The organism is Flavobacterium sp. CF108 (assembly GCF_900129795.1).
Classification (GTDB): domain Bacteria; phylum Bacteroidota; class Bacteroidia; order Flavobacteriales; family Flavobacteriaceae; genus Flavobacterium.
This window is the reverse complement of the sequence record NZ_FQWW01000002.1, coordinates 203255-228812: the sequence shown is the minus strand read 5'-3', so window position 1 is coordinate 228812 and position 25558 is coordinate 203255. Positions and strand designations below refer to the sequence as shown.

At 33.0% G+C, this 25558-nt stretch carries 23 protein-coding genes; 9 read left to right on the top strand and 14 right to left on the bottom strand.

The window, feature by feature from the left end; translation table 11 throughout:
* Nucleotides 1-64 precede the first annotated feature (64 nt).
* Both BUE10_RS06270 and BUE10_RS06265 read left to right on the top strand, forming a co-directional pair.
* Entirely contained in the window at nucleotides 65-1312 is a 1248-nt protein-coding gene (locus tag BUE10_RS06270) for an ABC transporter permease (protein ID WP_073483391.1), read from the top strand.
* Nucleotides 1313-1400: 88 nt separating this feature from the next.
* Entirely contained in the window at nucleotides 1401-2288 is an 888-nt protein-coding gene (locus BUE10_RS06265) for a cupin-like domain-containing protein (protein ID WP_073483390.1), read from the top strand.
* Between the two features lie 39 nt (nucleotides 2289-2327).
* Here BUE10_RS06265 and BUE10_RS06260 read toward each other — a convergent pair whose 3' ends face one another.
* The 6 genes from BUE10_RS06260 to BUE10_RS06235 form a co-directional block, all read right to left on the bottom strand.
* Complete coding sequence (locus BUE10_RS06260; protein ID WP_073483388.1) at nucleotides 2328-2912, bottom strand: hypothetical protein; 585 nt, start codon at nucleotides 2910-2912, stop codon at nucleotides 2328-2330.
* 87 nt (nucleotides 2913-2999) lie between these two features.
* The gene (locus BUE10_RS06255) at nucleotides 3000-3392 is read right to left on the bottom strand and encodes a helix-turn-helix domain-containing protein (RefSeq protein WP_073483386.1); all 393 of its coding nucleotides are present in this window, start codon (nucleotides 3390-3392) and stop codon (nucleotides 3000-3002) included.
* A 266-nt stretch (nucleotides 3393-3658) separates the two neighbouring features.
* Nucleotides 3659-4273: a hypothetical protein gene (locus tag BUE10_RS06250; protein WP_073483383.1), complete on the bottom strand. Its 615-nt coding sequence runs from the start codon at nucleotides 4271-4273 to the stop codon at nucleotides 3659-3661.
* A gap of 84 nt (nucleotides 4274-4357) precedes the next feature.
* Nucleotides 4358-5212: an acetyl-CoA carboxylase, carboxyltransferase subunit beta gene (gene accD / locus BUE10_RS06245; RefSeq protein WP_026728501.1), complete on the bottom strand. Its 855-nt coding sequence runs from the start codon at nucleotides 5210-5212 to the stop codon at nucleotides 4358-4360.
* 111 nt (nucleotides 5213-5323) lie between these two features.
* On the bottom strand, nucleotides 5324-6391 hold the full coding sequence (gene fbaA, locus BUE10_RS06240) for a class II fructose-bisphosphate aldolase (protein ID WP_035645669.1): 1068 nt from the start codon (nucleotides 6389-6391) through the stop codon (nucleotides 5324-5326).
* A gap of 60 nt (nucleotides 6392-6451) precedes the next feature.
* Nucleotides 6452-9025, bottom strand: a complete 2574-nt coding sequence (locus tag BUE10_RS06235) for a translocation and assembly module lipoprotein TamL (RefSeq protein WP_083597982.1) — start codon at nucleotides 9023-9025, stop codon at nucleotides 6452-6454.
* Nucleotides 9026-9063: 38 nt separating this feature from the next.
* Between BUE10_RS06235 and BUE10_RS06230 the strand changes: the two genes are divergently transcribed.
* Nucleotides 9064-9792 (top strand): TrmH family RNA methyltransferase, encoded by a 729-nt coding sequence (locus BUE10_RS06230; RefSeq protein WP_073483382.1) that lies wholly within the window; start codon nucleotides 9064-9066, stop codon nucleotides 9790-9792.
* Between the two features lie 9 nt (nucleotides 9793-9801).
* Here BUE10_RS06230 and BUE10_RS06225 read toward each other — a convergent pair whose 3' ends face one another.
* From BUE10_RS06225 to BUE10_RS06210, 4 genes are all read right to left on the bottom strand, one after another.
* Complete coding sequence (locus BUE10_RS06225) at nucleotides 9802-10524, bottom strand: type IX secretion/gliding motility protein PorT/SprT (protein WP_073483380.1); 723 nt, start codon at nucleotides 10522-10524, stop codon at nucleotides 9802-9804.
* A gap of 1 nt (nucleotide 10525) precedes the next feature.
* Nucleotides 10526-11257, bottom strand: coding sequence for a bifunctional demethylmenaquinone methyltransferase/2-methoxy-6-polyprenyl-1,4-benzoquinol methylase UbiE (gene ubiE / locus BUE10_RS06220; RefSeq protein WP_073483378.1), 732 nt, complete (start codon nucleotides 11255-11257; stop codon nucleotides 10526-10528).
* A gap of 576 nt (nucleotides 11258-11833) precedes the next feature.
* A complete protein-coding gene (locus BUE10_RS06215) occupies nucleotides 11834-12316 on the bottom strand; it encodes a dihydrofolate reductase (protein ID WP_073483376.1) in 483 nt (160 codons plus the stop codon).
* A 12-nt stretch (nucleotides 12317-12328) separates the two neighbouring features.
* A complete protein-coding gene (locus BUE10_RS06210) occupies nucleotides 12329-12673 on the bottom strand; it encodes a 2TM domain-containing protein (protein ID WP_073483374.1) in 345 nt (114 codons plus the stop codon).
* Nucleotides 12674-12913: 240 nt separating this feature from the next.
* On the opposite strand from BUE10_RS06210, the gene BUE10_RS06205 reads away from it, so the two are divergent.
* Complete coding sequence (locus tag BUE10_RS06205) at nucleotides 12914-13210, top strand: isoamylase early set domain-containing protein (RefSeq protein WP_056207766.1); 297 nt, start codon at nucleotides 12914-12916, stop codon at nucleotides 13208-13210.
* Nucleotides 13211-13249: 39 nt separating this feature from the next.
* On the opposite strand, the gene BUE10_RS06200 is transcribed toward BUE10_RS06205, so the two are convergent.
* From BUE10_RS06200 to BUE10_RS06185, 4 genes are all read right to left on the bottom strand, one after another.
* Complete coding sequence (locus BUE10_RS06200; protein ID WP_073483372.1) at nucleotides 13250-14101, bottom strand: thymidylate synthase; 852 nt, start codon at nucleotides 14099-14101, stop codon at nucleotides 13250-13252.
* A 117-nt stretch (nucleotides 14102-14218) separates the two neighbouring features.
* On the bottom strand, nucleotides 14219-14842 hold the full coding sequence (locus tag BUE10_RS06195) for a bifunctional nuclease family protein (protein WP_053470070.1): 624 nt from the start codon (nucleotides 14840-14842) through the stop codon (nucleotides 14219-14221).
* 162 nt (nucleotides 14843-15004) lie between these two features.
* Nucleotides 15005-15973: an electron transfer flavoprotein subunit alpha/FixB family protein gene (locus tag BUE10_RS06190; RefSeq protein WP_073483369.1), complete on the bottom strand. Its 969-nt coding sequence runs from the start codon at nucleotides 15971-15973 to the stop codon at nucleotides 15005-15007.
* Nucleotides 15974-16125: 152 nt separating this feature from the next.
* Nucleotides 16126-16872 (bottom strand): electron transfer flavoprotein subunit beta/FixA family protein, encoded by a 747-nt coding sequence (locus tag BUE10_RS06185; RefSeq protein WP_042566128.1) that lies wholly within the window; start codon nucleotides 16870-16872, stop codon nucleotides 16126-16128.
* Between the two features lie 503 nt (nucleotides 16873-17375).
* Between BUE10_RS06185 and BUE10_RS06180 the strand changes: the two genes are divergently transcribed.
* From BUE10_RS06180 to BUE10_RS06160, 5 genes are all read left to right on the top strand, one after another.
* Complete coding sequence (locus BUE10_RS06180; protein ID WP_056207778.1) at nucleotides 17376-18353, top strand: pyruvate dehydrogenase complex E1 component subunit beta; 978 nt, start codon at nucleotides 17376-17378, stop codon at nucleotides 18351-18353.
* 70 nt (nucleotides 18354-18423) lie between these two features.
* The gene (locus BUE10_RS06175; protein ID WP_073483366.1) at nucleotides 18424-20925 is read left to right on the top strand and encodes a DUF5686 and carboxypeptidase-like regulatory domain-containing protein; all 2502 of its coding nucleotides are present in this window, start codon (nucleotides 18424-18426) and stop codon (nucleotides 20923-20925) included.
* A 252-nt stretch (nucleotides 20926-21177) separates the two neighbouring features.
* Complete coding sequence (locus BUE10_RS06170) at nucleotides 21178-21777, top strand: DNA-3-methyladenine glycosylase family protein (protein ID WP_073483363.1); 600 nt, start codon at nucleotides 21178-21180, stop codon at nucleotides 21775-21777.
* A 132-nt stretch (nucleotides 21778-21909) separates the two neighbouring features.
* Complete coding sequence (locus BUE10_RS06165) at nucleotides 21910-22440, top strand: inorganic diphosphatase (protein ID WP_053470077.1); 531 nt, start codon at nucleotides 21910-21912, stop codon at nucleotides 22438-22440.
* A 113-nt stretch (nucleotides 22441-22553) separates the two neighbouring features.
* On the top strand, nucleotides 22554-25106 hold the full coding sequence (locus BUE10_RS06160; protein WP_073483361.1) for a sodium-translocating pyrophosphatase: 2553 nt from the start codon (nucleotides 22554-22556) through the stop codon (nucleotides 25104-25106).
* Nucleotides 25107-25558 lie beyond the last annotated feature (452 nt).

Genomic DNA, 25558 nt, shown 5'->3' with positions numbered 1-25558 from the left:
TTAACTTTTATTAGGTTTTTGTTTTTAAATTATTGAATTTTACTTTATTGAAAAATACTATTATATGCTTCTTTATTTAAGATTATTAAAAGAAAGTCTGAGTTTTGCCATAAATGCTTTGCGAAATAATAAACTGCGTACATTATTGTCACTGCTTGGCGTTACAATTGGTATTTTTTCAATAATTGCCGTTCTGGCCGCAGTTGATTCTTTAGATAAAAAAATCTCTAAAGATTTGAGCAGCTTAGATAAAAATACGATTTATTTAATGAAATATTGCTTTGGTCCATCTGAAATTCCACAATGGAAGAGAGAACAGTTTCCAAATGTAAAATACGATGAATATGTAGGATTGAAAAATTCTATGAATAATACAGATCAGGTAGGTTATCAGCTTTTTGTAAATCATGAAACTTTAAAGTACGATTCAAAAACGGTTGCCGATGTAAATATTGTTCCGTCTTCATTTGAAATGGTAAATATTGACGGATTAAGTTTTGATAAAGGTAGATTTTACAATGAATCTGAATCAAATTCGGGAACCGCAGTTATAGTTTTAGGATATGAGATTGCTCAGGGTCTTTTTGGAGATATGGATCCAACGGGAAAAAATATTCGTCTTTACGGGCAGCGTTTTACTGTTATTGGAGTAATCGCAAAACAAGGAGCAGGATTTTTTGGAGACAGTAATGATACTTCGGTTTATTTACCCGCAAACTTTTTACGCCGAATGTATGGCGACAGCGATTCTATGACGCCGGTTATTGTTTTAAAACCAACAAAAGGTGTAGATATGGACGCTTACAAAGCAGAAGTTGCACAAAAACTGAGAGCCATTCGCGGAATGAAGGCGGGAGAAATGGATAACTTTTTTATAAATGTACTTTCTGGTTTTACTGATTTTATTGACGGTATTTTAGGTCAAATGAATGTAGTGGGATGGATTATCAGCGGATTTTCTCTTTTAGTCGGCGGTTTCGGAATTGCTAATATTATGTTCGTTTCGGTAAAAGAAAGAACGAATTTAATTGGGATTCAAAAATCATTGGGAGCAAAAAATCGTTTCATATTATTTCAGTTTTTATTTGAAGCCATAATTCTTTCTGTAATTGGTGGGATTATTGGTTTATTGATGGTGTGGGGAATTTCAATTATTCTAACAAAAGCGCTGGATTTTGAGTTTGTTTTAAGTTTAGGAAATATACTTTTAGGAACTGGTCTTGCGGCATTGATTGGATTGATTTCGGGAATTCTTCCAGCAATTTCTGCTGCTAATTTAGATCCGGTTGAGGCTATACGGACCGGGATGTAGTGTTATTTTTTGTAATATTTTACTTAAAATTTTGAAGGCGGGGATTATTTAAATATTTTTGGCAACATAGAATTTAAATGATAAAAAAATGAGCTTTATATTAAAACCCGTTGATGCTGTTGAGTCTATTTCCAGAGAAGATTTTAAAAAGAATTATTTAGGTAAAAGAAGGCCTCTTGTTATAAAAGGATTAACAAAAGACTGGCCTGCAAGAGACAAATGGTCAACTGATTATTTTAAGGAAATTGCGGGAGATATTGAAGTAAAGCTGGTTGACAATTCTAAAGCAGATCCAACTAAAGTAATTAATGCCTCTATCGCTAGTATGAAATTTGGCGATTATCTTGATTTGATAAAAAGAGAACCAACAGACTTACGTATTTTTTTCTTCAATCTTTTTAAACACAAACCCGAATTAGTTAATGATGTAAAAGTTCCAAAAGAATTAATGGGCGGCTTTATAGAAAGTATGCCGGCCATGTTTTTTGGCGGTTCTAAAGCGGTTACTTTTTTGCATTATGATATCGATCTGCCACATCTTTTTCATACTCATTTTGGCGGAAGAAAACATATTATCTTATTTGACAATAAATGGAAAAAGAGGCTTTATTGTATTCCAAATACAACTTATGCTTTAGAAGATTATGATGTTGCTAATCCTGATTTTGAAAAATTTCCTGCGTTAAAAGGAGTAGAAGGTTATGAAGTTTTTCTGGAACACGGAGATACTTTATTTATGCCAACCGGAATGTGGCATTGGATGCGTTATATTGATGGTTCTTTTTCGCTGAGTCTTCGTGCTTGGGATTCATCCATAACCAGAAAAATAGCCAGTGTTTGGAGTTTATTTATGCATGGAGCAGTTGATAGCGCTATAAAAATTGTTTTTAGAGAACGTTATGCGATATGGCGTGAAAAACTAGCTTTTAAAATTGCTGAGAAAGAATTGAAAAAGGATTTGAAAAAAGCGAGCTAATTTCGAAATTCATTATAAAAGAGAAATATTCTTTTTCTTTTATAATTTCGGTTTTTTGAATGGAAGTATTATTCTGTCTGGATTCCATTTAATATCTTCATAATTGTAAAATTCATTGTTTTTCTTGTATTTTAAAACCGTGTCTTCTTCTTGTGTTGTTCTTCTTGTAGAAAAAGATCTTAGTTGGTTTTCATTTAAATAAGAAAATAGAGTGTTATTTTTTATAGTATCATTTTGAGACGCAATTACAAGCATGCGTTTCATTTCATTTCTATTTGCAACATTTTGTTTTATAAAATCAACAATGCTATTATTTGGTACTTTAATTATTTCAATTGGTTTAATGTTGAAGAAATCTGGAATTGTATCTCTTTCAGATGGAATACAATGCCAAGGCGTATATTCTTTTTGATAAAAATAAAAATCGCCTTTTTGATCTATAATTATATTATTGTAAGAGTAAAATCCAGAAGGTGGAGGTGGAATATTTTTCTTTTTTAATTCATTTAATAATTTAATCTTTTCAATTGAAATTACATAGGGATTGTTTTCTTTCTCACTCTCTTTTGAATTGCAATTCAAAAGAAGCAAACAAACTGCAATACCAATAAAAATTCTCCTCATAAAACAGTATTTAAAATAAAGATATAAAAAAATCCCAAGAAGCAATTTCTTGGGATTTTTTATAGAATTTAATATGTTTTGAAAACCTTATTTTTCTTTTAATAATTTTTCTAAGTACTCAACTTTTTCTTTTTCTGCCTGAAGCATACGCTCTAAAAGTTCTACTACTTTATCTATTGGATTGAATGTACAATAATATGGACTCATTGTTCCATGTGCAAAACTATTGTCATAAAAACTATTAAAATAATTTATCATATTTTCTTCGGTAAAGTTTTTAATTGCTTCAACACTTACTCCAAGTGCTTTTGCTACTTCTGCAAGTTTTGCATCGTCTATGGTTTCGCTGTTTTCTATTGCAGAAACAGTTTGTTGTGATATTCCCAGAGCTTGAGCGAGAGCTTCCTGCTTCATATCTTTAAGTTCACGAATACGGCTTATTTTTCGTCCTATATGATTTGGTTTTGTTGCTGTGCTCATAGTTCAAAGATATTTATAATGCTTTAATAAAAATTGGTTTTGGTAAAAAACAAGTCCGTTTTAGTGCGATACATTTTTTAATAGTTCACTTGGGATAAAACTATTATTGCAAAACAAAAATACAATTTTTCAGACAAGTATTAATTAGTTGAGATTAAAATCGCAAGTCAAGAAAATTCCGTAGGAATTAAATATCGGTAGCAACGGAATTTATTCCGTTGGAAGTTGAAATGGTACATTTAGATGTTCCGTAGGAACTGTATATGTTATTTAGGTTTTTTTACAAATTTGACAAGTTCGGGAAATTTAATTTTTGTTTTATCCCATTTTATGTGTTCCGAGGAATAATAAGATTCGCTATCTCTCTTATATTTTAAAACAGTATCTTCTTCTTGAGTTGTTCTTCTGATGGCAATAAAATCTCGGTCTCTTTTGAAATAATTTAAAGATTTTTGTAAATCAAAAAACATCTTCGATTTCAATGTATCAGATTCTGATGCAATAAAAGTTGCATTTCGAAAGTTGTCTTTATAATTCAATTTTATAAATTCATAGAGGTTTTTATTTGAAATTTGAATTAAATCTTTGGGTTGTAAATTTATAAAATAAGGAATTGTGTCTGCATCTGGTGTTCCACATATAAATCCTATTCCTTTATTTTGAAAATAGTATGCTGTAGAGTCAGTGTTGATAATAAATGTATTTGTTCCATACACTAACCAACCAGGAATAGGAGGGGTTGGGGGAATGGTATCATTACCAGTAATTTTTCCTTTTCTGTCCTTAGGAATTATATAGGGAATATTTTCTCCTAAGCCTTCTTTCTTGGTACAATTCAAAAGAAGCAAACAAATCATAAACGCAATAAAAATTCTAGCCATAAAGAATGAGATTTAAAATAAAGATAAAAAAAAATCCCATCAGCCGAAGCAAATGGGATTTTATATGTTTTAGAAGTTTAAAAACTATCTAATATCATTATTCTGAATCAAATCGATATATAAATTGATTTTATCTTTTAATTCTTTTCTAGGCGTGATAAAGTCTAGGAAACCATGCTCTAAAAGAAACTCAGCCGTTTGGAAACCTTCCGGTAAATCTTTTCCTGTAGTATCACGTACAACACGAGGGCCAGCGAAACCAATCAAAGCGCCCGGTTCAGAAATATTGATGTCTCCTAACATTGCGTAAGATGCAGTTGTTCCACCCGTTGTTGGGTCTGTACAAAGAGAGATATAAGGTAATTTAGCTTCTGCTAATTGAGCTAGTTTTACAGAAGTTTTTGCTAATTGCATTAAAGAATAAGCAGCTTCCATCATACGAGCTCCACCAGATTTAGAAATCATAACAAAAGGCAGTTTGTTTTTGATCGCGTGATCAATACCTCTTGCGATTTTTTCACCTACAACTGCTCCCATAGATCCACCAATAAAGGCAAAATCCATACAGCAAATTACAAGTTCTCTTCCTTTAGATTTTCCTACTCCCGTACGTACAGCGTCTTTAAGATGAGTTTTTTCCATTACATCTTTCAATCTTTCTGCATATTTTTTTGTATCCACAAAATGCAGAGGATCTTTTGATGTCATGTTTTTATCTAACTCAACAAATTCGTTGTTGTCGAATAAAATTTCAAAATAGGTTGCGCTTCCAATTCGAACGTGAAAATCATCTTCTGGGCTTACGAATAAGTTTCTTGCTAATTCGTCTGCATCAATAATTTTTCCTGTTGGAGATTTGTACCACAATCCTTTCGGAACGTCCATCTTATCTTCTGTCGCGGTCGTAATCCCTTTTTCCTGTCTTTTAAACCAAGCCATTTTTTTAATTTTAGAATGTAGATTTTAAATTTTAGATTTTTCAATCTGAATTCAAAATTTAAATTTCAGGCTTCATTAGAAATCTGAAATCTAAATTCAAAAATCTAAAATTTAAAGTGTATTTACGTTATTTAAATCTGCAAAAGCTTGTTCAAGTCTTGCGTTGAATGTTACTTCGCTTTCACGAACCCATCTTCTTGGATCGTAATATTTTTTGTTTGGAGCATCAGCACCTTCTGGGTTACCAATTTGTGATTTTAAATAGTCAAGATTTTTAACCATATAATCACGAATTCCTTCAGTGTATGCAAACTGTAAATCAGTATCGATGTTCATTTTGATAACTCCGTAGCTAATTCCTTCTCTGATTTCTTCAAGTGTAGAACCTGAACCTCCGTGGAAAACGAAATCAACTGGGTTGTGTCCAGTGTTGAATTTGTTTTGAACGAAATCCTGAGAATTTTTTAAGATTTTTGGAGTTAATTTTACGTTTCCTGGTTTGTAAACACCGTGAACGTTTCCAAAAGCAGCTGCAATTGTAAATTTAGGACTTACTTTAGATAACTCTTCGTAAGCATAAGCTACTTCTTCTGGCTGAGTGTATAATTTTGAGCTGTCTACGTCAGAGTTGTCAACACCATCTTCTTCCCCACCTGTAATACCAAGCTCGATTTCTAATGTCATTCCCATTTTGCTCATTCTAGCCAAATATTCTTTACAGATTTCAATGTTCTCTTCGATTGGCTCCTCAGACAAATCGATCATATGAGAACTAAATAATGGTTTTCCTGTTTCTGCAAAATGTTTTTCAGAAGCATCTAATAAACCATCAATCCAAGGCAATAATTTTTTTGCACAGTGGTCAGTATGTAAAATTACAGTTGCTCCGTAAGCTTCTGCCAAAGTGTGAATATGTTTTGCTCCGGCGATACCACCAGCGATAGCTGCTTTTTCACCTGCGTTAGATAAACCTTTTCCAGCGTTAAATTGTGCTCCTCCGTTTGAAAATTGAATAATAACTGGCGCATTTAGTTTTGCTGCAGTTTCAAGAACTCCATTGATTGTGCTTGATCCAGTTACGTTAACTGCTGGTAAAGCAAAACCTTTTTCTTTTGCATAATTAAAAATCTCCTGAACCTGATCTCCTGTAGCTACTCCTGGTTTAATGTTGTGTGCCATTGTAATTTTTTTTATAGTTGTTTTTAGTTTTTAGGTTGCAAAAATAAGAATTAATTAGCATTAGAAAGGATAATTTATTCCAAAATTTAAAACCGAGTGCCCAAAATTGTATTCTTTAAACCATCTGTCGCCCTCGTCATGCGCCGGATTATAGGTCTTGAAGCCTAAATCTAAACGAATAACAAAAAAGCTTAAATCGTATCGTAAACCAAATCCTGAACCTAAAGCAATTTCATCTAAATCGTTTAAGTTGTTGAATCTTGCCTTGTCGTCAATCACATTATCGAACACATTCCAGATATTTCCGGCATCTGCAAAGAGCGCTCCTTTAACATCTCCAAAAATCTTAAAACGAAATTCGGCACTTAAAGCAATTTTCATATTGGCCTCGTTAAAATCGTTTAAAGCATTTGTACTTCCGGGACCAAGAGAGTAGGGCTGCCATGCACGATTATCATTTGATCCTCCTGAATAATAACTTCGTGAGAACGGAATATAATCTGAATTTCCAAACGGAACAGCGATTCCGAAAAAGCTTCTAACTGCCAGCACTTTTTCTTTTCCAAAATCCCAGTGTTTGATATAATCGAATTCGGTTTTTAAGTATTCAGAATATTCTAAATTAAAAATCGAATAATTCCCATTCGCATTTTTTTCCAATTTTGCAATGCTTGAAACGGCAGATAATAAGGTTCCTGCAGATTCTATTTTTGTTTTAAACTGATAAAAAGTATTATCGGCAAGGTCTTTTTTTGTTGTTTTGGTAAACGTATAACTTGTGGCAAGAATAAAATCATTCTCGGTCAAACGAACTCTTCTTTCCTCAATACTTTGCACATCTTTATATTCAGGGTCTCCTGGAACTAAAGCTGTGTTTCCTGTTAAAACGTCATTCGTAAAATTTGTAGTTCCAGTTGGGATCGTTAGGTTTTTTTGAGCTTGTTGCTCTGCTTCTTCTCCCCAGTTGGTAGGAACAGTGTTGTAATCCTTACCAATGCCATTTAATTCATCATAAGATGAGGTGTAAACATTAAAGTAATTATTCGGATTTAAATTTCGAACATATTGAGCGTTCAACAATTCTAGTTTAGCCGTATTATATCTTTTAGGTGACCAGTTGTACGAGATACCTCCGGTGAAATTTTCTTTATCTAAACCAATATTTTGCTGTTTCGAAAAACCAGATGTAATCGAAGTATAAGGAATCATCCTCTTCGGAATAATTTTTTCTGTTCCAAAAGGCAGTAAAATCCTTGGGAAATTAAGCTTTAAATCAAGTCCGTATTCTGAAACATTAAAAAAGTTATTGTTTGGATTCGCCATATCTTTTGATGAACCAATATTAGCTCTTGCCGAAATTTCTAATGTTTCAGCTCTGTTGAATACATTTCGAATAGTTTGAGAAATACTGGCCCCAATACCAAAATCCTGAATATTAGAGTGTGTTACATCCAGAGTTGCACCAAAACTGTATTTTTTCCTCGGAGTTAAATACACATTTGCAATTAAAGACTGTGCAGTCGAATCACGTTTGTCTACTTCATATTGTATAGATGGATAATTGAAAATTTTAAGATTGTTCAAATATCGAGAAGAAAGCGTTGTTCTTGTATCAGAATAAGTGCTTCCTTTATTAATAAAGATTGCATCTGTTATGGCACGAGGTTTATATTTTAGTTTTTTATAACTGTACAAGTTAAAATTATTGTACGTTGTGCTGTCGTTGATTTTGCTTTTTGAGTTGGCAGGAGAGTAATCAGTATAAATGTTTACATCGCTGATTTTGTATAATTTAAAAGGTTCTGTTCTGCTTGAATCTCTTTCCTGAATATTGTTGTTGTTGATTATTAAAGTTACATCGGCTTTATGTTTTTTACCAATCGTATCAATGTCAAAAGTTACGTATGTTGGCTGAAAAAAGTAAGCGCCGTGATTTCTGTAATAAGTTGTAATACGATTTTTTTCTTCCTCAAAATCAGTAGTTTTATATTGATTTCCTGATTTTAAAAATGAAGGATCAGTGTTTATTTTGTATAATGAATCGAGTGCAGGAGTCAATATTTTGGTTTTAATGGTATCCAAAATATAACCCGGTCCTGTTGTGATATTATAATTTATCTGCGCTTTTTTTCGGGCAATACTATCGATTGTATAATCTGTTGAAACATTAAAATAACCATTGTTGAAATAGTAAAATTTTAAACGCTGCAAAGATTTTTTAGTTCTGGCAGTGTCAATAATTACGGGTGGTTCACCAGTATTTTTTAAAAATTCGTGAATTCCTTTGTATAAAAAAGACTGACCAAGTCTGTCTACTTGTTTGGCCGATAATAGTTTCGCCTGGCGTTCGTATAAACCCGGATGATTTTTAAATTTTGCCTGATAAGTCGAATCCGGATTTAAGTTCGCTAGGTTGTATAAGTTTAAACGAAGTTTGTATCCTAATAAAGTACCGTTTGGTTTTTGGTACAATTGATTAGATGCATTTTCATCGTTTGTATTTTTTCCGTTTACAACAATATTATTTTTTACGAGAAGGTTTTTTCCATCTGGAACTCTTTTTACAGCATTACAAGCGCAAATAAGTATTGCTATTAGAATAAATGCTGTTATTTTTGTGGAATTATTTTTCAAGTGTTTTTTAATATTTAATTCAAAAGTACATTTATTTTATGGTTAGTAAAAACCAAATAAAGCTTATATCAGGCCTGCATCAAAAAAAACAGCGTTTTGCAAATCAATTGTTTTTTGCCGAAGGAGTAAAGGTAATTCAGGAATTGTTGCAATCCAATTTTGAATTAGAGCATTTATACACCACGCTAAATGATTTTGAAGAAGTTCAAACTGCAAAACGAACTCTTATTAATGAACAAGAACTGAAAAAAATAAGTGCTTTAACAACTCCAAATTCTTGTTTGGCAGTTTTTAAAATGCCTGTAGAAAATCAAATCATAAATTCTGGTTTAATTCTGGCGTTAGACGATATTCGTGATCCCGGAAATTTAGGGACAATAATGCGTCTTTGCGACTGGTTTGGAATCAAACAAATTGTCTGTTCAAAAGAAACAGTCGATATTTATAATCCAAAAGTAGTACAGGCCACAATGGGATCAATTGCCAGGGTAAACGTAAATTATGTTGATCTAAAAACTTTTATAAGTCAAACAAAACTTCCTGTTTTTGGAACTTTTATGGATGGAAACAATATTTATCAATCTAATTTACCACAAAACGGAATCATTATTATGGGTAATGAAGCCAATGGTATTTCGGCAGAAATTGAAAAAATAGTGACCAGCCGACTTACAATTCCAAGATTTGGAGAGCTGCAAAAAACCGAAAGTTTAAATGTAGCTACAGCAACAGCAATTATTTTAAGTGAATTTAAACGAAATAGTTAAGATTTTGTTTTAATGAAATGTGAAATTTATTAAAATAGCTCTCGATTTCATTGAATCTATATTATCCGTATATGGACTTACCGGATGTTCTGGAGTTACATTATCACGAATTAACTCGTCAGTAATACCAAACATGCCTCTAATAGAAGGAGAAAAGATAAAATACTCTGTAAAGAAATCAATTCCAAAACCTAATTCGTAAGCAGCTGTCCATTGTTTAACCCTGAATTTACCTTCAAAGTTATCATCGATAGAACTTGAGTTGCTGGATAAGTTCAAAGTTGTTGACATTCCGCCTACTAAATAAGGACGAATGTTTCCAGTTCTTAAAGATGAGAATTTTAATAATAACGGAAAGTGAATGTAAGTACTATTCACTTCTCGTAAATAATCTTTTTCCAAGCCTCCAACACCAGGGAAATATAAATCTCTTTTTGTATAGTATAAACCGGGTTCAAAACGCAAATTAATGTATTCCTGTAATCTTAAATCAGCAACAACACCCACGTTAAAACCAGTTGTTTTTTTTACCTGAATGTCTTCTTGAACTACATCTTTGTAATCAAATTTAAAATCAAAACTATTAAAGCCTAAATAATAACCGAAATAGACACGTTGTTTCTGCCAGTTTTCAAGGTTAATAATAGGATCTTTACTAAACATACTTTTAGCAAATTGAGAATATCCTTTTGTCGTTAAGACTAATAAAAATACGATTACAATTTTTTTCATACTATTTTTTAGATGCTGAATAAATGGTTGCTACACCAAAAGTTTGCGGCATTGCTACAACATCTATAAACCCAGTTTTTCTCAAAATATTGTTTAATGCTTCACCATAAGGAAAAGCCGCAGCAGATTCAGATAAATAACCGTAAGCTGAATTGTCTTTTGAAAACAATTTTCCAATAAGTGGAAGTATATTTTTGCTGTAAAATTTATATCCTTGTTTGTATGGTGTTTTATCCGGAACAGAAGTTTCCAGAATTACAAAAACGCCGTTTGGTTTTAAAACTCGTAAAATTTCGGCAAAGCCTTTTTCTAAATGTTCAAAATTACGTACGCCAAAACCTACCGTAATCGCATCAAAATAATTATCCTCAAAAGGGATATTTTCAGAATCGCCTAAAACTAAATCAATAACATTCGAAAGCTTTTTTTCTTCGACTTTCTTTTTTCCAACTTCAAGCATTCCGGCCGAAATATCAAGACCAATAATTTTTTCGGCATTAGTTTTAGCCATTAAAATAGCCAGATCGCCAGTTCCGGTAGCGATATCAAGGATAACGTTTGGTTTAGAGTCAGAAACTATTTTCAATACTTTTTTTCTCCATTTCGTATCAATACCAAATGAAATTACACGGTTCAGATTGTCGTAGTTCCCAGAGATGTTGTCAAACATTTGGGCAACCTGCTCTTTCTTACCTAAAGAAGAGTCTTTATATGGAGTTATTTTCTCAGACATTATTATAATTTACGCAAATATAAACAATCTAGTTTAACTGTAATTGAGTTTTTTAAATTGTCAATTAAATGTTTTAGAGGATGCATTCAATCCTTTTTTTGGACTTGCTTAAGCATCACCAAAAGTGGGTATTTTTAAAAAATCACCAAAAGTGGGTATTGTGTCCGGCTGATTTTATACCCAACTTTGTCAAAGTAAAAATGATGAAATTTTAATGATTGATAGTTTCACATTGACTTAATCAGATGGCCGCTTTTTTTGCACTGGCAGTCATTTGTTCAAGTGGTAGTTTTTAAAGTGTTGTTCTTGGGGGAATACTATTTTAAAAAGTGCGAAGTACGTTCTTAGGATTAAATTTGTTTTTGGAAATTTTAATTTTCTTGCCTTTAATATCTTAGTGGTATTTGTTATTAAAGGCGTTTTTGAGACTTGTTCTCAATTAACATTAAATGTTATTCATTATTTCAAATGTCTTTTTTCCATTTGAGATTTTTACAAAAACTATTTCTTGAGCGAGTCAAGACTAAAAGTCAATCGTTTTTAAAAAACATCCTCCAAAAGAGGGTGTTTTTTTATTTATTTTCGAATGTAAGTTTCATAAGTATAATCATAAAGATGTTTTTCATCTTTAAAATTTTCTTCAGATTCTACTAACTGCCATTCACTCTTACTGATTTTAGGAAAAAAAGTATCAGCCTCAAAAGTGTGGTGTACTTTAGTAATTTCAATTATATCCGTAAAAGGTAAACCCAGGTTGTAGATTTCTCCACCGCCAATGATATATGAATCTTCCTCTTCAGGACACAATGCAATAGCTTTTTCAATGCTGTCTACAACAATACATCCTTCCGGATTATAATCTGTTTGACGAGTTATGACAATATGTGTGCGGTTTGGTAAAGGTTTAGGGAAACTTTCAAAAGTTTTTCTCCCCATAATAATATGATGATTAGTTGTCAGTGATTTAAATCTTTTAAAATCATTGGGTAAATGCCAGACTAAATCATTGTTTTTTCCCAGAGCATTATTTTCGGCAACAGCCGCTATCATTATAATCATGTTGTGTTTTAACTAAATTTTATTCTCGGTGTCTTCGTTTATTTTCGATTCTAATTGGCTGATTCTCTTTTGCTGTAAAGCAACAAGACGGTCAATTTGCTCTCTTTCCCATTTTTTATTCATAAAACGATCTGTTATATAGACTTTTATGAAATGTAAAATAAAGATAAAGAGCCAGATCGTAATACCCCAAATACACCAGTTTTGAGTTGCTCCTTCGCCAAAACCAAAAAATTTATTAGCAATAAATAAAAATAAACTTCCTAAAAGGAAAAGAACAAAATGAAAATATAAGACTTTTTTTTGCCTTAATCGTCTTCTGGCATACTCGTATTGTTCGTGCACTTCTTTTTCCATAAGATATAAATGAGACTATAAAGTTAAAATTTATTTTCAAAAAACTACATATTTTGATCTCAGAATATTTCCTGCAAAATCTGCCGTGAATTAGAAATGTGAAAAATATCGTACATTAAATTACATATCTAATTAAAATAATATACTGTTTTTGTTATAATCATAAATCGATTATAGTGCTGTCGAATGTTCAGATGAAATTATGTAATTTTATTGTAGAAATCTAAAAACTAAATAGTTATGTCTTTGAAGAAACAATTTATTAAAACGAAACCAGTAGTTAAAGTTACATTTTCAATAGATGCCAAAGATGCTGATTCGGCAGCAGTAGTTGGAGATTTTAATAACTGGAATGTAGAAGAAGGAACGTTAAGCAAGTTGAAAAACGGAACTTTTAAAGCTACTTATGATTTGGTTAAAGACGCGATTTACGAATTTAAATACGTAATCGACGGTACTTATGTGAATGATCCTGAAGCGGATTTTTACAAATGGAATGATTACGCCGGAAGTGAAAATGGTGTTTTAGTTGTATAAAAAAATCCGCTTGAAAATTTTCAGCGGATTTTTTTATAATTATACAGCAACACTTCCTTTTATTGCAGGATGCGGATCATAATCTAAAAGTGTAAAATCATTAAAATCAAAATCAAAAATGTTTTTAATCTCCGGATTTAAAATCATTTTTGGTAATGGTTTTGGTTCGCGGGTTAATTGCAGTTCTAATTGCTCAAAATGATTATTGTAAATGTGTGCATCACCAAAAGTGTGAATAAATTCACCTGGCTCTAAATCGCAAACTTGTGCAATCATCATTGTAAATAATGCATAAGAAGCGATATTAAAAGGAACTCCCAAAAAGATATCGGCACTGCGCTGATACAATTGGCAGGATAATTTTCCTTTTGTTTCTCCTTTTTCTAAATCTGGAGCTGCAACATAAAATTGAAAAAATGCATGACAAGGAGGTAAAGCCGCTTTGTTGTTGGCAACATTTTCTTCAAATGATTTTTTAGTATCTGGCAAAACCGAAGGATTCCATGCAGAAACGAGCATTCTTCGGCTGTTTGGATTTGTTTTTAATTCGGTAATTAATTCAGAAATCTGATCGATTTCTTCACTGTTCCAGTTTCTCCATTGATGTCCGTAAACAGGTCCTAAATCACCATTAGAATCTGCCCATTCATCCCAGATTTTTACTCCGTTTTCCTGAAGATATTTTATATTAGTATCACCTTTTAAGAACCAAAGCAATTCGTAAATGATCGATTTTAAATGTAATTTTTTGGTCGTAACCATTGGGAAACCTTCACTTAAATCAAAACGCATTTGGTAACCAAAAACACTTTTTGTTCCGGTTCCGGTACGGTCTCCTTTTTGATTGCCGTTTTCTAAAACGTGCTTTACTAAATCTAAGTATTGTTTCATTGTTGCTTTAGGCTTTAGGCTTTAAGCTTTAGGCTTTTTCCTAATGCTTTCAGCTTGTTTTTTTATGTTTTGTGCTTTAAGCTTATTGCCTAAAGCTTAAGGCTTACAACCTTAAAATTATCTTTTCGAGATTTCGTCTCTGATTTTTGCTGCTTTTTCGTAATCTTCCTGAGAAACAGCCTGATCTAAAAGTTCGTTTAGTTCTTGCAAACTGTGTTTTGCGTAAACGTCACCAGATTGATTTGTTTCTTCTTCGTGACCAAAAGTTTCAGGATTAGAAAGTACATCGTCAATTTCCTGTGAACCCTGATCAGAATCTGAAGTGTTTGATTTTAGATAAATTCCGGCTTTGTCCAAAATGTTTTTATAAGTAAAAATTGGAGCGTTAAAACGCAAAGCCAAAGCGATTGCATCAGAAGTTCGAGCATCGATAATCTCTTCGATTTTATCTCTTTCGCAGATTAAACTCGAGTAAAAAACACCGTCAACTAATTTGTGAATGATAACTTGTTTTACAACTATGTCAAATCTTTCAGCAAAGTTTTTAAATAAATCGTGTGTTAACGGGCGTGGTGGTTTTATTTCTTTTTCTAAGGCAATAGCGATCGATTGGGCTTCAAAAGCACCAATAACGATAGGTAATTTTCTTTCACCATCAACTTCATTCAAAATTAAGGCATAAGCGCCATTTTGAGTTTGACTGTATGAAATTCCTTTTATAGATAATTTAACTAGACTCATATATGTTTGTAAAAAAGGCACTTAGCGCCTCATTTTAATGATTTTTTGATTGGAAAATAAAAGTGCAATTTTAATCAAAAAATATGGAACAAAAAAGCTGCCTATAAACAAAGATACAATATCTTGTTTTTAGGCAGCTATATTTTTGAAGAGAATTTTTAATTAAGAATGTTGCGCTTTAAAAGCTTTTAATTTCTCTGTTAATTTAGGAACAATTTCAAAAGCATCGCCAACAATACCATAATCTGCAACTTTAAAGAAAGGAGCTTCAGGGTCATTATTGATTACTACTTTTACTTTTGAAGAGTTAATACCTGCAATATGCTGAATAGCTCCAGAAATACCTACTGCAATATATAAGTTTGTTGCAACTGGTTTTCCTGTTTGTCCAACGTGCTCGCTGTGAGGTCTCCATCCTAAATCTGAAACTGGTTTAGAACACGCAGTCGCAGCGCCTAAAACAGCAGCAAGATCTTCGATTAATCCCCAGTTTTCAGGGCCTTTTAATCCACGTCCGCCAGAAACTACGATATCAGCATCAGCGATAGAAACTTTTCCGGTTACTTTTTCTACAGATTCTACTTTTACGCCAAAATCATTGTCTCCAATTATTGGGTTAAAATCTTCTTCAGATGCAGATCCTGCACTTTCGAAAATTCCGTAAGAGTTTTTAGCTAAACCAAGAACTTTTACATCTGTAGAAATTTCTGTAATGTTGAAAGCTTTGTTTGAAAAAGCATTTCTTTTTACCTGAAAAGGTGAAGTGCTAATTGGTAATCCAACAACATTTGATGCAAAACCAGCATTTAAAGCTACTGCAACTAATGATGAAAGGTAAATACTGTCTGTTGTAGAAGAAAGTAAAACTACTTTTGTTCCTTCTTTTTCAGCAGCTTGTTTAATTACATCGGCGTAAGCCTTAGCAGTAAAGCCAGCTAATTTATCGTTGTTTACTTTTAAAACTTTATCAACTCCGTATTTAGACAATTCGCTTACGTCGCTAATGTTTACAGTTAAAGCTGTAACAGTTGTGCCTAAAGACTCAGCTACTTTTTTTGCGTAAGAAGCTAATTCGAAAGCTACTTTTTTAAATTTTCCTTCTGCAGATTCTGCATATATTAATATTGACATAACAATTTTAGATTTTAGATTTTAGATTTCAGATTTTTTGAAAATTGAAATCTAAAAATGATTCTTATTTCAGATTAAATGATTTTTGATTTGAATGAGGAAGATTTTAGAGCTGTGTTCAATCAGCAATCTAAAATCTAAACTCTACAATCTTAAATCACTTTAGCCTCGTTGTGTAATAAATTAACTAACTCATCTAAATTATCTGCAGAAATTAATTTCACTGCTGATTTTGGAGCTGGTTTTTCAAATTTCACCGCTTTTGTATTTACAGGAGCATCAACTGGCTCAAGAATAGTTAAAGCTTTCGTTCTTGCTGTCATAATTCCTCTCATGTTTGGGATACGTAAATCTTTTTCTTCAACAAGACCTTTTTGACCACCAATAATTAAAGGAAGGGTAGTGCTTACAGTTTCTTTTCCACCGTCGATTTCACGAACCGCTTTTACATTATTTCCATCAACAGTAAGAGATGTACAAGAATTTAAAAAGTTAGAACCTAAAATCCCTGCAATCATTCCAGGAACCATTCCACCATTATAATCAAGAGATTCTTTTCCTGCAATTACAAGATCGTATCCACCATTTTTAATTACTTCAGCTAATTGTTTTGCAACAAAAAATCCGTCAGTTGGGTTTGCGTTTACACGAATTGCTTCGTTTGCACCAATTGCTAATGCTTTACGCAATGTTGGTTCAGTATCAGGACCACCAACGTTTACAACTGTTACATTTGCACCTTGCTGCTCTTGGAACCAGATTGCACGTGTAAGTCCAAACTCATCATTAGGATTAATTACATATTGTACACCATTGGTATCAAATTCTGAATCACCATTGGAGAAGTTAATTTTTGAAGTAGTATCAGGCACATGGCTGATGCAAACTAATATTTTCATAAAGTATATATTTTGAATTTGTAATATGCTTTTACAAATTTAGAATTTAATTTGGAATAATTATACTATGCATGCATAATATTTTTTAAAACTATTACGATTTCGAAGATTATGTGTTTTGAGGTGGTTTTCATCGGAATCTTAAAATGAAAAAGCATTCATTTTGTCTGATTGTTAGGAATTTTGCAATTTTTGAAGATTAAACAATGGTTAAAGTTTAGGCTCATAAATACTAATTTTTGAATTTTCCCGTTCTTATGAAAGAATTTCGGAGAAACAGGAATTAAACAAATAGAGTAAAGTTTGTCAAAAAAATGGATTTGGCAAATTAAGTGTGGGTCACACGTCTATTATATCGATTTCGTAAATATCACAATAATATTTAAAAAGTTAAAAGCTAAAGAGAGAAAGAACTTCGTGCGATTTTAAATTCAATTTATGCTTTTAAGTTATTTAAAATATTTATTTTTGCTCTTCAGAAAATTCAACATACAATATAAAATATGAGAACAATACAATTTAGAGAGGCCATTTGTGAAGCGATGAGCGAAGAAATGCGTCACGATGAATCCATATATTTAATGGGCGAAGAAGTTGCAGAATACAACGGAGCATACAAAGCTTCAAAAGGAATGCTTGCTGAGTTTGGTGAAAAAAGAGTAATCGATACTCCAATCGCTGAGCTTGGTTTTACAGGAATTGCAGTAGGTTCTGCAATGAATGGTAACAGACCTATTGTAGAATATATGACTTTCAACTTCTGTTTAGTTGGTATTGATCAAATTATAAATAATGCTGCTAAAATGCGTCAAATGACTGGAGGACAATTTAATGTGCCAATCGTTTTCCGCGGACCAACTGCTTCTGCAGGGCAATTAGGAGCAACTCACTCACAAGCTTTAGAAAACTGGTTTGCAAACACTCCGGGTCTTAAAGTTGTTGTACCTTCAACTCCTTATGATGCAAAAGGACTTTTAAAATCTGCAATTCGTGATAATGATCCTGTAATTTTTATGGAATCTGAGCAAATGTATGGTGACAAAGGTGAAGTGCCAGACGGAGAATACACAATTCCATTAGGAGTTGCTGATATTAAACGTGAAGGAAAAGATGTAACAATTGTTTCTTTTGGAAAAATCATCAAAGAAGCTTTTATCGCTGCTGATGAATTAGCTAAAGAAGGAATTTCTTGTGAGATTATTGACTTAAGAACAGTTCGTCCTATGGATAAAGATGCTATTCTTAAATCTGTTAAAAAAACAAACCGTTTAGTAATTCTTGAAGAAGCTTGGCCATTTGCAAGTATTTCTTCTGAGATCACTTATATCGTTCAGGAGCAAGCATTTGATTTCCTTGATGCGCCAATTCAACGTATTACAACTGCAGATACTCCTGCGCCTTATTCTCCAGTATTATTAAAAGACTGGTTGCCAAATGCAGGTGATGTAGTAAAAGCAGTTAAAAAAGTGTTATACAAATAGTACACATTTAGAATACTCATAAAACTTCATCATTCACAGTTAATTGATGAAGTTTTTTTTTGCCCAGACAATGAAAAGAATAATTTTACTCAGCCTATTTTTTGTATTCGCATTTGCGGCTATTGCTACTGCACAAACGAAAGTGAGTGGAATTGTTTTAGATAAGTCTAATCAGCCGATACCTTTTGCAAATGTTGTTTTTAAAGGTTCAAACACCGGAATCGTTTCCAACGAAGATGGCCGTTTTTATCTCGAATCCCCTAATACTTATACCGCTTTATTGGTTAGTTCTGCCGGATTTTCAGATAGAGAAGTTCCTTTAGAAAAAGCAGTCAATTACGATTTTAAAATTGTTTTGAGTGAACCTCAGGCATTAAACGAAGTTGTAATTTATACCGGAAAAACATCAAAAAAGAATAATCCGGCGCTTGATATTTTGAGGAAAATATGGGAAAGAAAACGTAAAAACGGACTTTACCAATTTAATCAATATGAAATGCAGAAGTACGAAAAAGTCGAGTTCGACATGAACACGATTGATAGTGCTTTCATGAAAAACAAACTCTTTAAAGGAATGGAGTTTGTGTTTAATCATGTTGATACTTCAGATGTTACCGGAAAAACGTATCTGCCAATTTTTATCAACGAATCAGTTTATGATGTTTACGGAGATAATAAATTAAAGAAAGTAAAAGAAAATATTACGGGAAATAAAATGTCTGGTTTCAACGGAAATCAGCAGATTTTGGCTTTCGTAAAAGATCTTTATTCAGATTATAATATCTACGATAATCACCTTAAATTTTTTGATAAAAGTTTTACAAGTCCGCTTTCAAAAACCGGAATTGATGTTTACAATTACGTATTGAAAGACAGTGCTTTTATTGATAAAAAATGGTGTTTTAATATTGTTTTTTATCCGAGGCGTAAAAACGAATTGACTTTTAAAGGAGATTTTTGGGTAAACGATACCACTTTTGCGATCAAGAAAATTAATATGGGCGTTACTAAAAGTGCCAATATTAACTGGGTAAAAGATATTTATATCGAACAGGAATTTGAAGTAGAAAACGATTCTGTTTTTCTATTGACCCGCGATTATATGATGTCTGATTTTGCTTTAAATAAAAAAGAAAAATCAAAAGGGGTTTATGGAAAACGAACGACCTTATTTCGAAACCATAAATTCAATATTCAAAAACCGGAGAAATTCTATAAAGAAGAAGTCAATTTTATAGACAATGCGGTCTATGAACGACCGCCGGAATTTTGGGAAGAAAATCGTTTTGAGAAATTAAACAAAGATGAAGCAGGGATTTATAAAATGCTCGATACTTTGCAGACGGTCAAGCGATTTAAGCAATTGTATAATCTCGTCTCCATTTTAGGAAGTGGTTATATTGAGTTTAAAAACTTCGATTACGGACCTATTTTCTCCACATTTGGATATAATGAAGTCGAAGGTTTAAGGCTGAGAGTAGGAGGACGAACTTATTTTGGGCCAAACGATCCTTGGCGTATACAAGCTTATACAGCTTACGGATTTGATGACAGTAAATTTAAATACGGAGTTTCTGGAAAATGGATGGTCGACAAGAAAAAACGTGTTATTATTTCTGGAGGAAACAGGCGTGATATTGAACAAATTGGTGCCAGTTTAACCACAACAAATGATATTCTTGGACGAAGTTTTGCGTCTTCTGCTTTGTTTACATCGGGTAGCAACGGAAAATTGACCAACATTAATTTGAGTAACATTTCGGTAGAAATGGAACCTAAAAAGAATTTTGTTGTTCAGGCAGGGTTTTCTTATCGAACATTAGAATCGGCATCAAAAACATTTAGTTTAGATTATTATACAACTTTGCCAACTGCAGCAGATCCGATGGGAGTTGTAAAAAGTGATGTAAAACAATCAGAAGCCAATATTCAGTTTGAATATATGCCAAACCGTAAAACTATTGGTTACGGAGTTGAGAGAGATTTAGTTGACAGTCCATTTAGTCATTTCTTTGTTAACTTTAGTTACGGTCTAAAAGGTGTTTTTGACAGTGATTTTGCATATGAAAAAATACAGATATTCTATAAACAGCCTATTATTATTGGGCCTTTAGGAAGATCAAACATTATTTTAGAAACAGGAAAAACATTCGGAACAATTCCGTTAGGATTAATGAGTGTGATTCCGGGTAACCAGACTTACTTTACAATTGAAAACACGTTTAGTAACCTTAATTTCTATGAATTCGTTACTGACCAATATACAACGTTGCAATGGAATCATGATTTTGGAGGAAGATTGTTCGCCAGAGTTCCATTTATGCGAAAACTAAACTGGAGAGAATTTGTTGGTATTAAAGCTGTTCATGGAACTATTTCTAAAGCAAATCGTGAAATAAATGCTTCGGGATTACCATATAACGCTCCAGAAAATGTGTATTGGGAATATAACGCCGGAATTGGAAATATCTTCAAAGTTTTCCGCATTGATTTCTCGTGGAGAGGAAGTTATTTAAACATGCCGGATGCTGCCAAATTTGCTGTAAAAGGATCTTTCGGATTCTATTTCTAATTATATTAGGTACAAAGAATCAAAGTTACAAAGTCGCAAAGGTTTAAATTCTTTGTGGCTTTTTTTATGTTTAGATATCTTTTTTGCCCACAGATTTTACGGGTTTATGCTGATAAGCGCAGATTAAATAATTGCAGATCGAAAAAAAATCTGCTTAAACCTGTTTTAATCTGTAAAATCTGTGGGCAAAAAACTTTGTGTTTCTGTCTTTGCGAGATTTTTATTTAATTTTGATACAGACTTAAATAACTTATGCAAGAAGCTATCGATTTTCTAACCAGTAAAAATCCAATATTTCAGGAAATAATCGAAAAATACGGGCTTCCGCCAATACCAAAGCGTCCGCAGGGTTTTGAGACTTTGGTATTATTAATTCTTGAGCAGCAGGTTTCTATAGATTCGGCGAAAGCCACATTCTTAAAAATAAAAGCCTATACAACCTGCAATCCTGAAACGATGGCAATTTTGGCAGATGAAGAATATAGAAGTCTTGGCGTAAGCCGTCAAAAAACAAAATACATCAAGATTTTGTCTGAAGCGATTTTAAACAAAGAATTAGATGTAGAAAGTCTGGCGTCAAAATCGGCAAAAGAAGTTCGCGAAGAATTAATCAAATTAAAAGGAATCGGAAACTGGACAATTGATATCTATTTAATGTTCTGTCTTCAAGAGCCGGATTTGATTCCGCTGGGTGATATTGCAGTCATAAATACGATCAAAGAATTGCTGGATATTCATGACAAACAAGAGATGGAAATCCATGCAGAACAATGGAGTCCGTACCGATCTTATGCGACATATTTGCTATGGCATTATTACCTAAATAAGCGAAATAGGAAAATTACATATTAACTGTCTGTTATATAAAAAGAAAAGTATATTAATTAATGTATAAATACAGAGATTAATATACTTTTTTCATTGTAAAAAAGGATTGTTTAGTTACTTTTGCAGTCGAAATTATAGATATAATAAAAAACGAAAATGACCGCAGACAAACTAACAACTTTCGATGTATTAATCGAAATACCAAGAGGAAGCAGAAATAAATATGAGTACGATTTTGAAATCAAAAGAATGCGTTTCGACAGAATGTTATTCTCTTCAATGATGTACCCTGCAGATTATGGATTTATTCCTGAAACTTTAGCACTTGACGGTGACCCTCTTGATGTATTGGTTTTAGTAAACGAACCAACTTTTCCTGGATGTGTTATGGAAGTAAAACCAATTGGTGTTTTCCACATGGCAGATGATAAAGGACCAGACGAAAAAATTATTTGTGTACCAGTTTCAGATCCAATCTGGAATTCATTAAATGACCTTTCAGATATTAATGGACACTTATTGAAAGAAATCGAGCATTTCTTTCAGGTTTACAAAGATCTTGAAAACAAACAAGTAGATGTAGAAGGCTGGGGAGATGTAAACGAAGCATTTGCAATTATTGCTGAGTGTACAAAGCGTTTTAACGATATTGAAAACAAACCAGAGGGATTATTTAGTATTAAATAATTTATACCCTATTTTATTATAAAAAAAGCAATACTGCCGTCAGGAGTATTGCTTTTTTGTTTAAATTCGTTTCAGTTAGATTGTTGACTATTAACCAAAACCATTAATATATTATGAATGCATTTATGATTTACCTGCCAATTGTCATGGCAGTTTTAGGATTACTTTTCATGGGAATAAAAAGGACTTGGGTTTTAAAACAAGACGCCGGAGACGGTAAAATGAAAGAGATTTCAGATTACATCTACGAAGGAGCCTTAGCCTTCTTAAAAGCCGAATATAAACTATTAACCATCTTTGTTATTATTGCAAGTTTAGCTTTGGCAGGAATTACTTTTATTCCGGGTGTAAAAACACATTTATTGATCGTAATTGCATTTATTTTTGGCGCATTATTTTCAGCTTACGCAGGTAATATAGGTATGAAAATCGCAACCAAAACAAACGTTAGAACAACACAGGCAGCACGTACAAGTTTACCACAGGCACTAAAAGTATCTTTTGGCGGCGGAACCGTAATGGGGCTGGGCGTTGCAGGTCTTGCAGTTCTGGGTTTAACTACTTTTTTTATAATTTTCTTTAATTTATTTTCTGACGGAGTTTGGAAAGATACTGAAACAATGACGATTGTTTTAGAAACGTTAGCCGGATTTTCTCTTGGTGCAGAATCAATCGCATTGTTTGCCAGAGTTGGAGGCGGAATTTACACTAAAGCAGCCGATGTTGGTGCTGATTTAGTTGGTAAAGTAGAAGCCGGAATTCCGGAAGATGATCCAAGAAACCCTGCAACAATTGCAGATAACGTTGGAGACAATGTTGGAGACGTTGCCGGTATGGGAGCCGATTTATTTGGTTCTTATGTAGCAACAGTTCTTGCTGCAATGGTACTAGGAAACTATGTTATAAAAGATATGGGCGGAAGTATCAATGACGCTTTTGGCGGAATTGGTCCAATTTTACTTCCAATGGCGATTGCCGGTTTCGGGATTTTATTCTCCATTATCGGAACAACTTTAGTAAAAATTTCAGATGACAATGCAAAAGAAGCACAAGTTCAAAAAGCATTAAATATAGGAAACTGGGTTTCGATTGTTTTAACAGCTGTGGCTTGTTTCTTTTTAGTAAAACATATGCTTCCTGAAACCATGCAGATGACTTTCTTTGGAGAAGGATCAAAAGACATTTCATCATTGCGTGTTTTCTATGCAACATTAGTTGGATTAGTTGTTGGTGGAGCTATTTCATCCGTAACAGAATATTATACAGGATTAGGAACAAAACCAGTTTTGGCCATTGTTCAAAAATCATCTACAGGAGCGGGAACAAACGTAATTGCAGGTTTAGCAACGGGAATGATTTCGACTTTCCCAACTGTATTATTGTTCGCTGGTGCGATCTGGATTTCATATGCTTTGGCAGGATTTTACGGAGTTGCTTTAGCAGCTTCTGCAATGATGGCAACAACAGCAATGCAATTGGCAATTGATGCTTTCGGGCCAATTTCTGATAATGCCGGAGGAATCGCCGAAATGAGTGAATTACCAAAAGAAGTTCGTACAAGAACCGATATTTTAGATTCTGTTGGAAACACAACTGCAGCAACCGGAAAAGGTTTTGCAATTGCTTCTGCAGCCTTAACTTCATTAGCCTTATTTGCCGCTTATGTAACGTTTACAGGAATTGACGGAATCAATATCTTTAAAGCGCCAGTTTTAGCGATGTTATTTGTCGGTGGAATGATTCCGGTGGTTTTCTCTGCTTTAGCGATGAATTCTGTTGGAAAAGCAGCGATGGATATGGTGTATGAAGTTCGTCGTCAATTCAAGGAAATTCCGGGAATTATGGAAGGAACCGGAAAACCGGAATACGGAAAATGTGTTGAAATTTCTACAAAAGCAGCTTTACGCGAAATGATGCTTCCGGGAATTCTAACAATTGGTTTTCCAATTGCAATTGTACTTTTAGGAAAATTAGTTTACGCAGATAACAATCAGTTAATTGCTGAAATGTTAGGAGGATATATGGCAGGAGTTACGGTTTCTGGAGTGCTTTGGGCAGTTTTTCAAAACAATGCCGGAGGAGCTTGGGACAATGCTAAAAAATCTTTTGAAGCCGGAGTTATGATCAACGGCGAAATGACTTATAAAGGTTCTGATGCACACAAAGCTGCCGTGACCGGAGATACAGTTGGAGATCCGTTTAAAGATACATCTGGGCCATCAATGAACATTTTGATTAAATTAACTTGTTTGATTGGATTAGTTGTTGCACCAATTTTAGGTGATGGACATTCTGAATCAAATATTGCAGGAAAAGCTTCTTGCTGTGCAAAAACTGAAATGCATGCAGGAGGAATTTCTAAATGCGGAGATTTATCAGGAATGACAAAAGAAGAATGTATTAAAATGTGCAAAGAAAAAGGCTGTACTGAAGAAGAAACAGCAAAATGCTTAGCGCATTTTGATAAAACCGGAAAATATCAAAAAACAGATTGTTTCGATACAAGTAAATATGAGAAAAAATCTGTTCGCGTTGATCTAAGAAATGACAACGGTAAAACTAGAGGAACTGTAACTAAAACTGAAAACGGAAAAACAACTACAGAAGTTTACGAAGGAACAGAAGAAGAAGTTGAAGCGAAAATTAGCGCAGCAACTGCTAAATAAAAATAGCTTTGTCAAAGTTTCATAAAAACGAAAATGCCTCTAAATAATTTTAGAGGCATTTTTTATTTAGTGAATTTCGAATTGAGTAAGAAACTTGATTCTTTGGTATAGTCCCTACGGGACAAATTCTAGGTGGTGCAATAATGTTCTACCGATATGTAATCTCTACGAGATATATACTTTTAGGAATAAAATATTCATAAAGAATCATTTCGTTTGGTATAATCCCTACAGGACAAATGTTAGGTGGTGCGATAATGTTCTACCGATATGTAATCTCTACGAGATATATACTTTTAGGAATAAAATATTCATAAAGAATCATTTCGTTTGGTATAGTCCCTACGGGACAAATATTAGGTGGTGCGATAATATTCTACAGATATATAATCTCTACGAGATATATCATTAGGAATTAAATATTTGATAAAAGGATCAAGGAATAGAAATAG

What these genes read in the sequence shown, in the direction of transcription:
- BUE10_RS06270 (WP_073483391.1), top strand. Translation starts at nt 65, where the DNA reads ATGCTTCTTTATTTAAGATTATTAAAAGAAAGTCTGAGTTTTGCCATA.
- BUE10_RS06265 (WP_073483390.1), top strand. Translation starts at nt 1,401, where the DNA reads ATGAGCTTTATATTAAAACCCGTTGATGCTGTTGAGTCTATTTCCAGA.
- BUE10_RS06260 (WP_073483388.1), bottom strand. Translation starts at nt 2,912, where the DNA reads ATGAGGAGAATTTTTATTGGTATTGCAGTTTGTTTGCTTCTTTTGAAT.
- BUE10_RS06255 (WP_073483386.1), bottom strand. Translation starts at nt 3,392, where the DNA reads ATGAGCACAGCAACAAAACCAAATCATATAGGACGAAAAATAAGCCGT.
- BUE10_RS06250 (WP_073483383.1), bottom strand. Translation starts at nt 4,273, where the DNA reads ATGGCTAGAATTTTTATTGCGTTTATGATTTGTTTGCTTCTTTTGAAT.
- accD (WP_026728501.1), bottom strand. Translation starts at nt 5,212, where the DNA reads ATGGCTTGGTTTAAAAGACAGGAAAAAGGGATTACGACCGCGACAGAA.
- fbaA (WP_035645669.1), bottom strand. Translation starts at nt 6,391, where the DNA reads ATGGCACACAACATTAAACCAGGAGTAGCTACAGGAGATCAGGTTCAG.
- BUE10_RS06230 (WP_073483382.1), top strand. Translation starts at nt 9,064, where the DNA reads ATGGTTAGTAAAAACCAAATAAAGCTTATATCAGGCCTGCATCAAAAA.
- BUE10_RS06225 (WP_073483380.1), bottom strand. Translation starts at nt 10,524, where the DNA reads ATGAAAAAAATTGTAATCGTATTTTTATTAGTCTTAACGACAAAAGGA.
- ubiE (WP_073483378.1), bottom strand. Translation starts at nt 11,257, where the DNA reads ATGTCTGAGAAAATAACTCCATATAAAGACTCTTCTTTAGGTAAGAAA.
- BUE10_RS06215 (WP_073483376.1), bottom strand. Translation starts at nt 12,316, where the DNA reads ATGATTATAATGATAGCGGCTGTTGCCGAAAATAATGCTCTGGGAAAA.
- BUE10_RS06210 (WP_073483374.1), bottom strand. Translation starts at nt 12,673, where the DNA reads ATGGAAAAAGAAGTGCACGAACAATACGAGTATGCCAGAAGACGATTA.
- BUE10_RS06205 (WP_056207766.1), top strand. Translation starts at nt 12,914, where the DNA reads ATGTCTTTGAAGAAACAATTTATTAAAACGAAACCAGTAGTTAAAGTT.
- BUE10_RS06200 (WP_073483372.1), bottom strand. Translation starts at nt 14,101, where the DNA reads ATGAAACAATACTTAGATTTAGTAAAGCACGTTTTAGAAAACGGCAAT.
- BUE10_RS06195 (WP_053470070.1), bottom strand. Translation starts at nt 14,842, where the DNA reads ATGAGTCTAGTTAAATTATCTATAAAAGGAATTTCATACAGTCAAACT.
- BUE10_RS06190 (WP_073483369.1), bottom strand. Translation starts at nt 15,973, where the DNA reads ATGTCAATATTAATATATGCAGAATCTGCAGAAGGAAAATTTAAAAAA.
- BUE10_RS06185 (WP_042566128.1), bottom strand. Translation starts at nt 16,872, where the DNA reads ATGAAAATATTAGTTTGCATCAGCCATGTGCCTGATACTACTTCAAAA.
- BUE10_RS06180 (WP_056207778.1), top strand. Translation starts at nt 17,376, where the DNA reads ATGAGAACAATACAATTTAGAGAGGCCATTTGTGAAGCGATGAGCGAA.
- BUE10_RS06175 (WP_073483366.1), top strand. Translation starts at nt 18,424, where the DNA reads ATGAAAAGAATAATTTTACTCAGCCTATTTTTTGTATTCGCATTTGCG.
- BUE10_RS06170 (WP_073483363.1), top strand. Translation starts at nt 21,178, where the DNA reads ATGCAAGAAGCTATCGATTTTCTAACCAGTAAAAATCCAATATTTCAG.
- BUE10_RS06165 (WP_053470077.1), top strand. Translation starts at nt 21,910, where the DNA reads ATGACCGCAGACAAACTAACAACTTTCGATGTATTAATCGAAATACCA.
- BUE10_RS06160 (WP_073483361.1), top strand. Translation starts at nt 22,554, where the DNA reads ATGAATGCATTTATGATTTACCTGCCAATTGTCATGGCAGTTTTAGGA.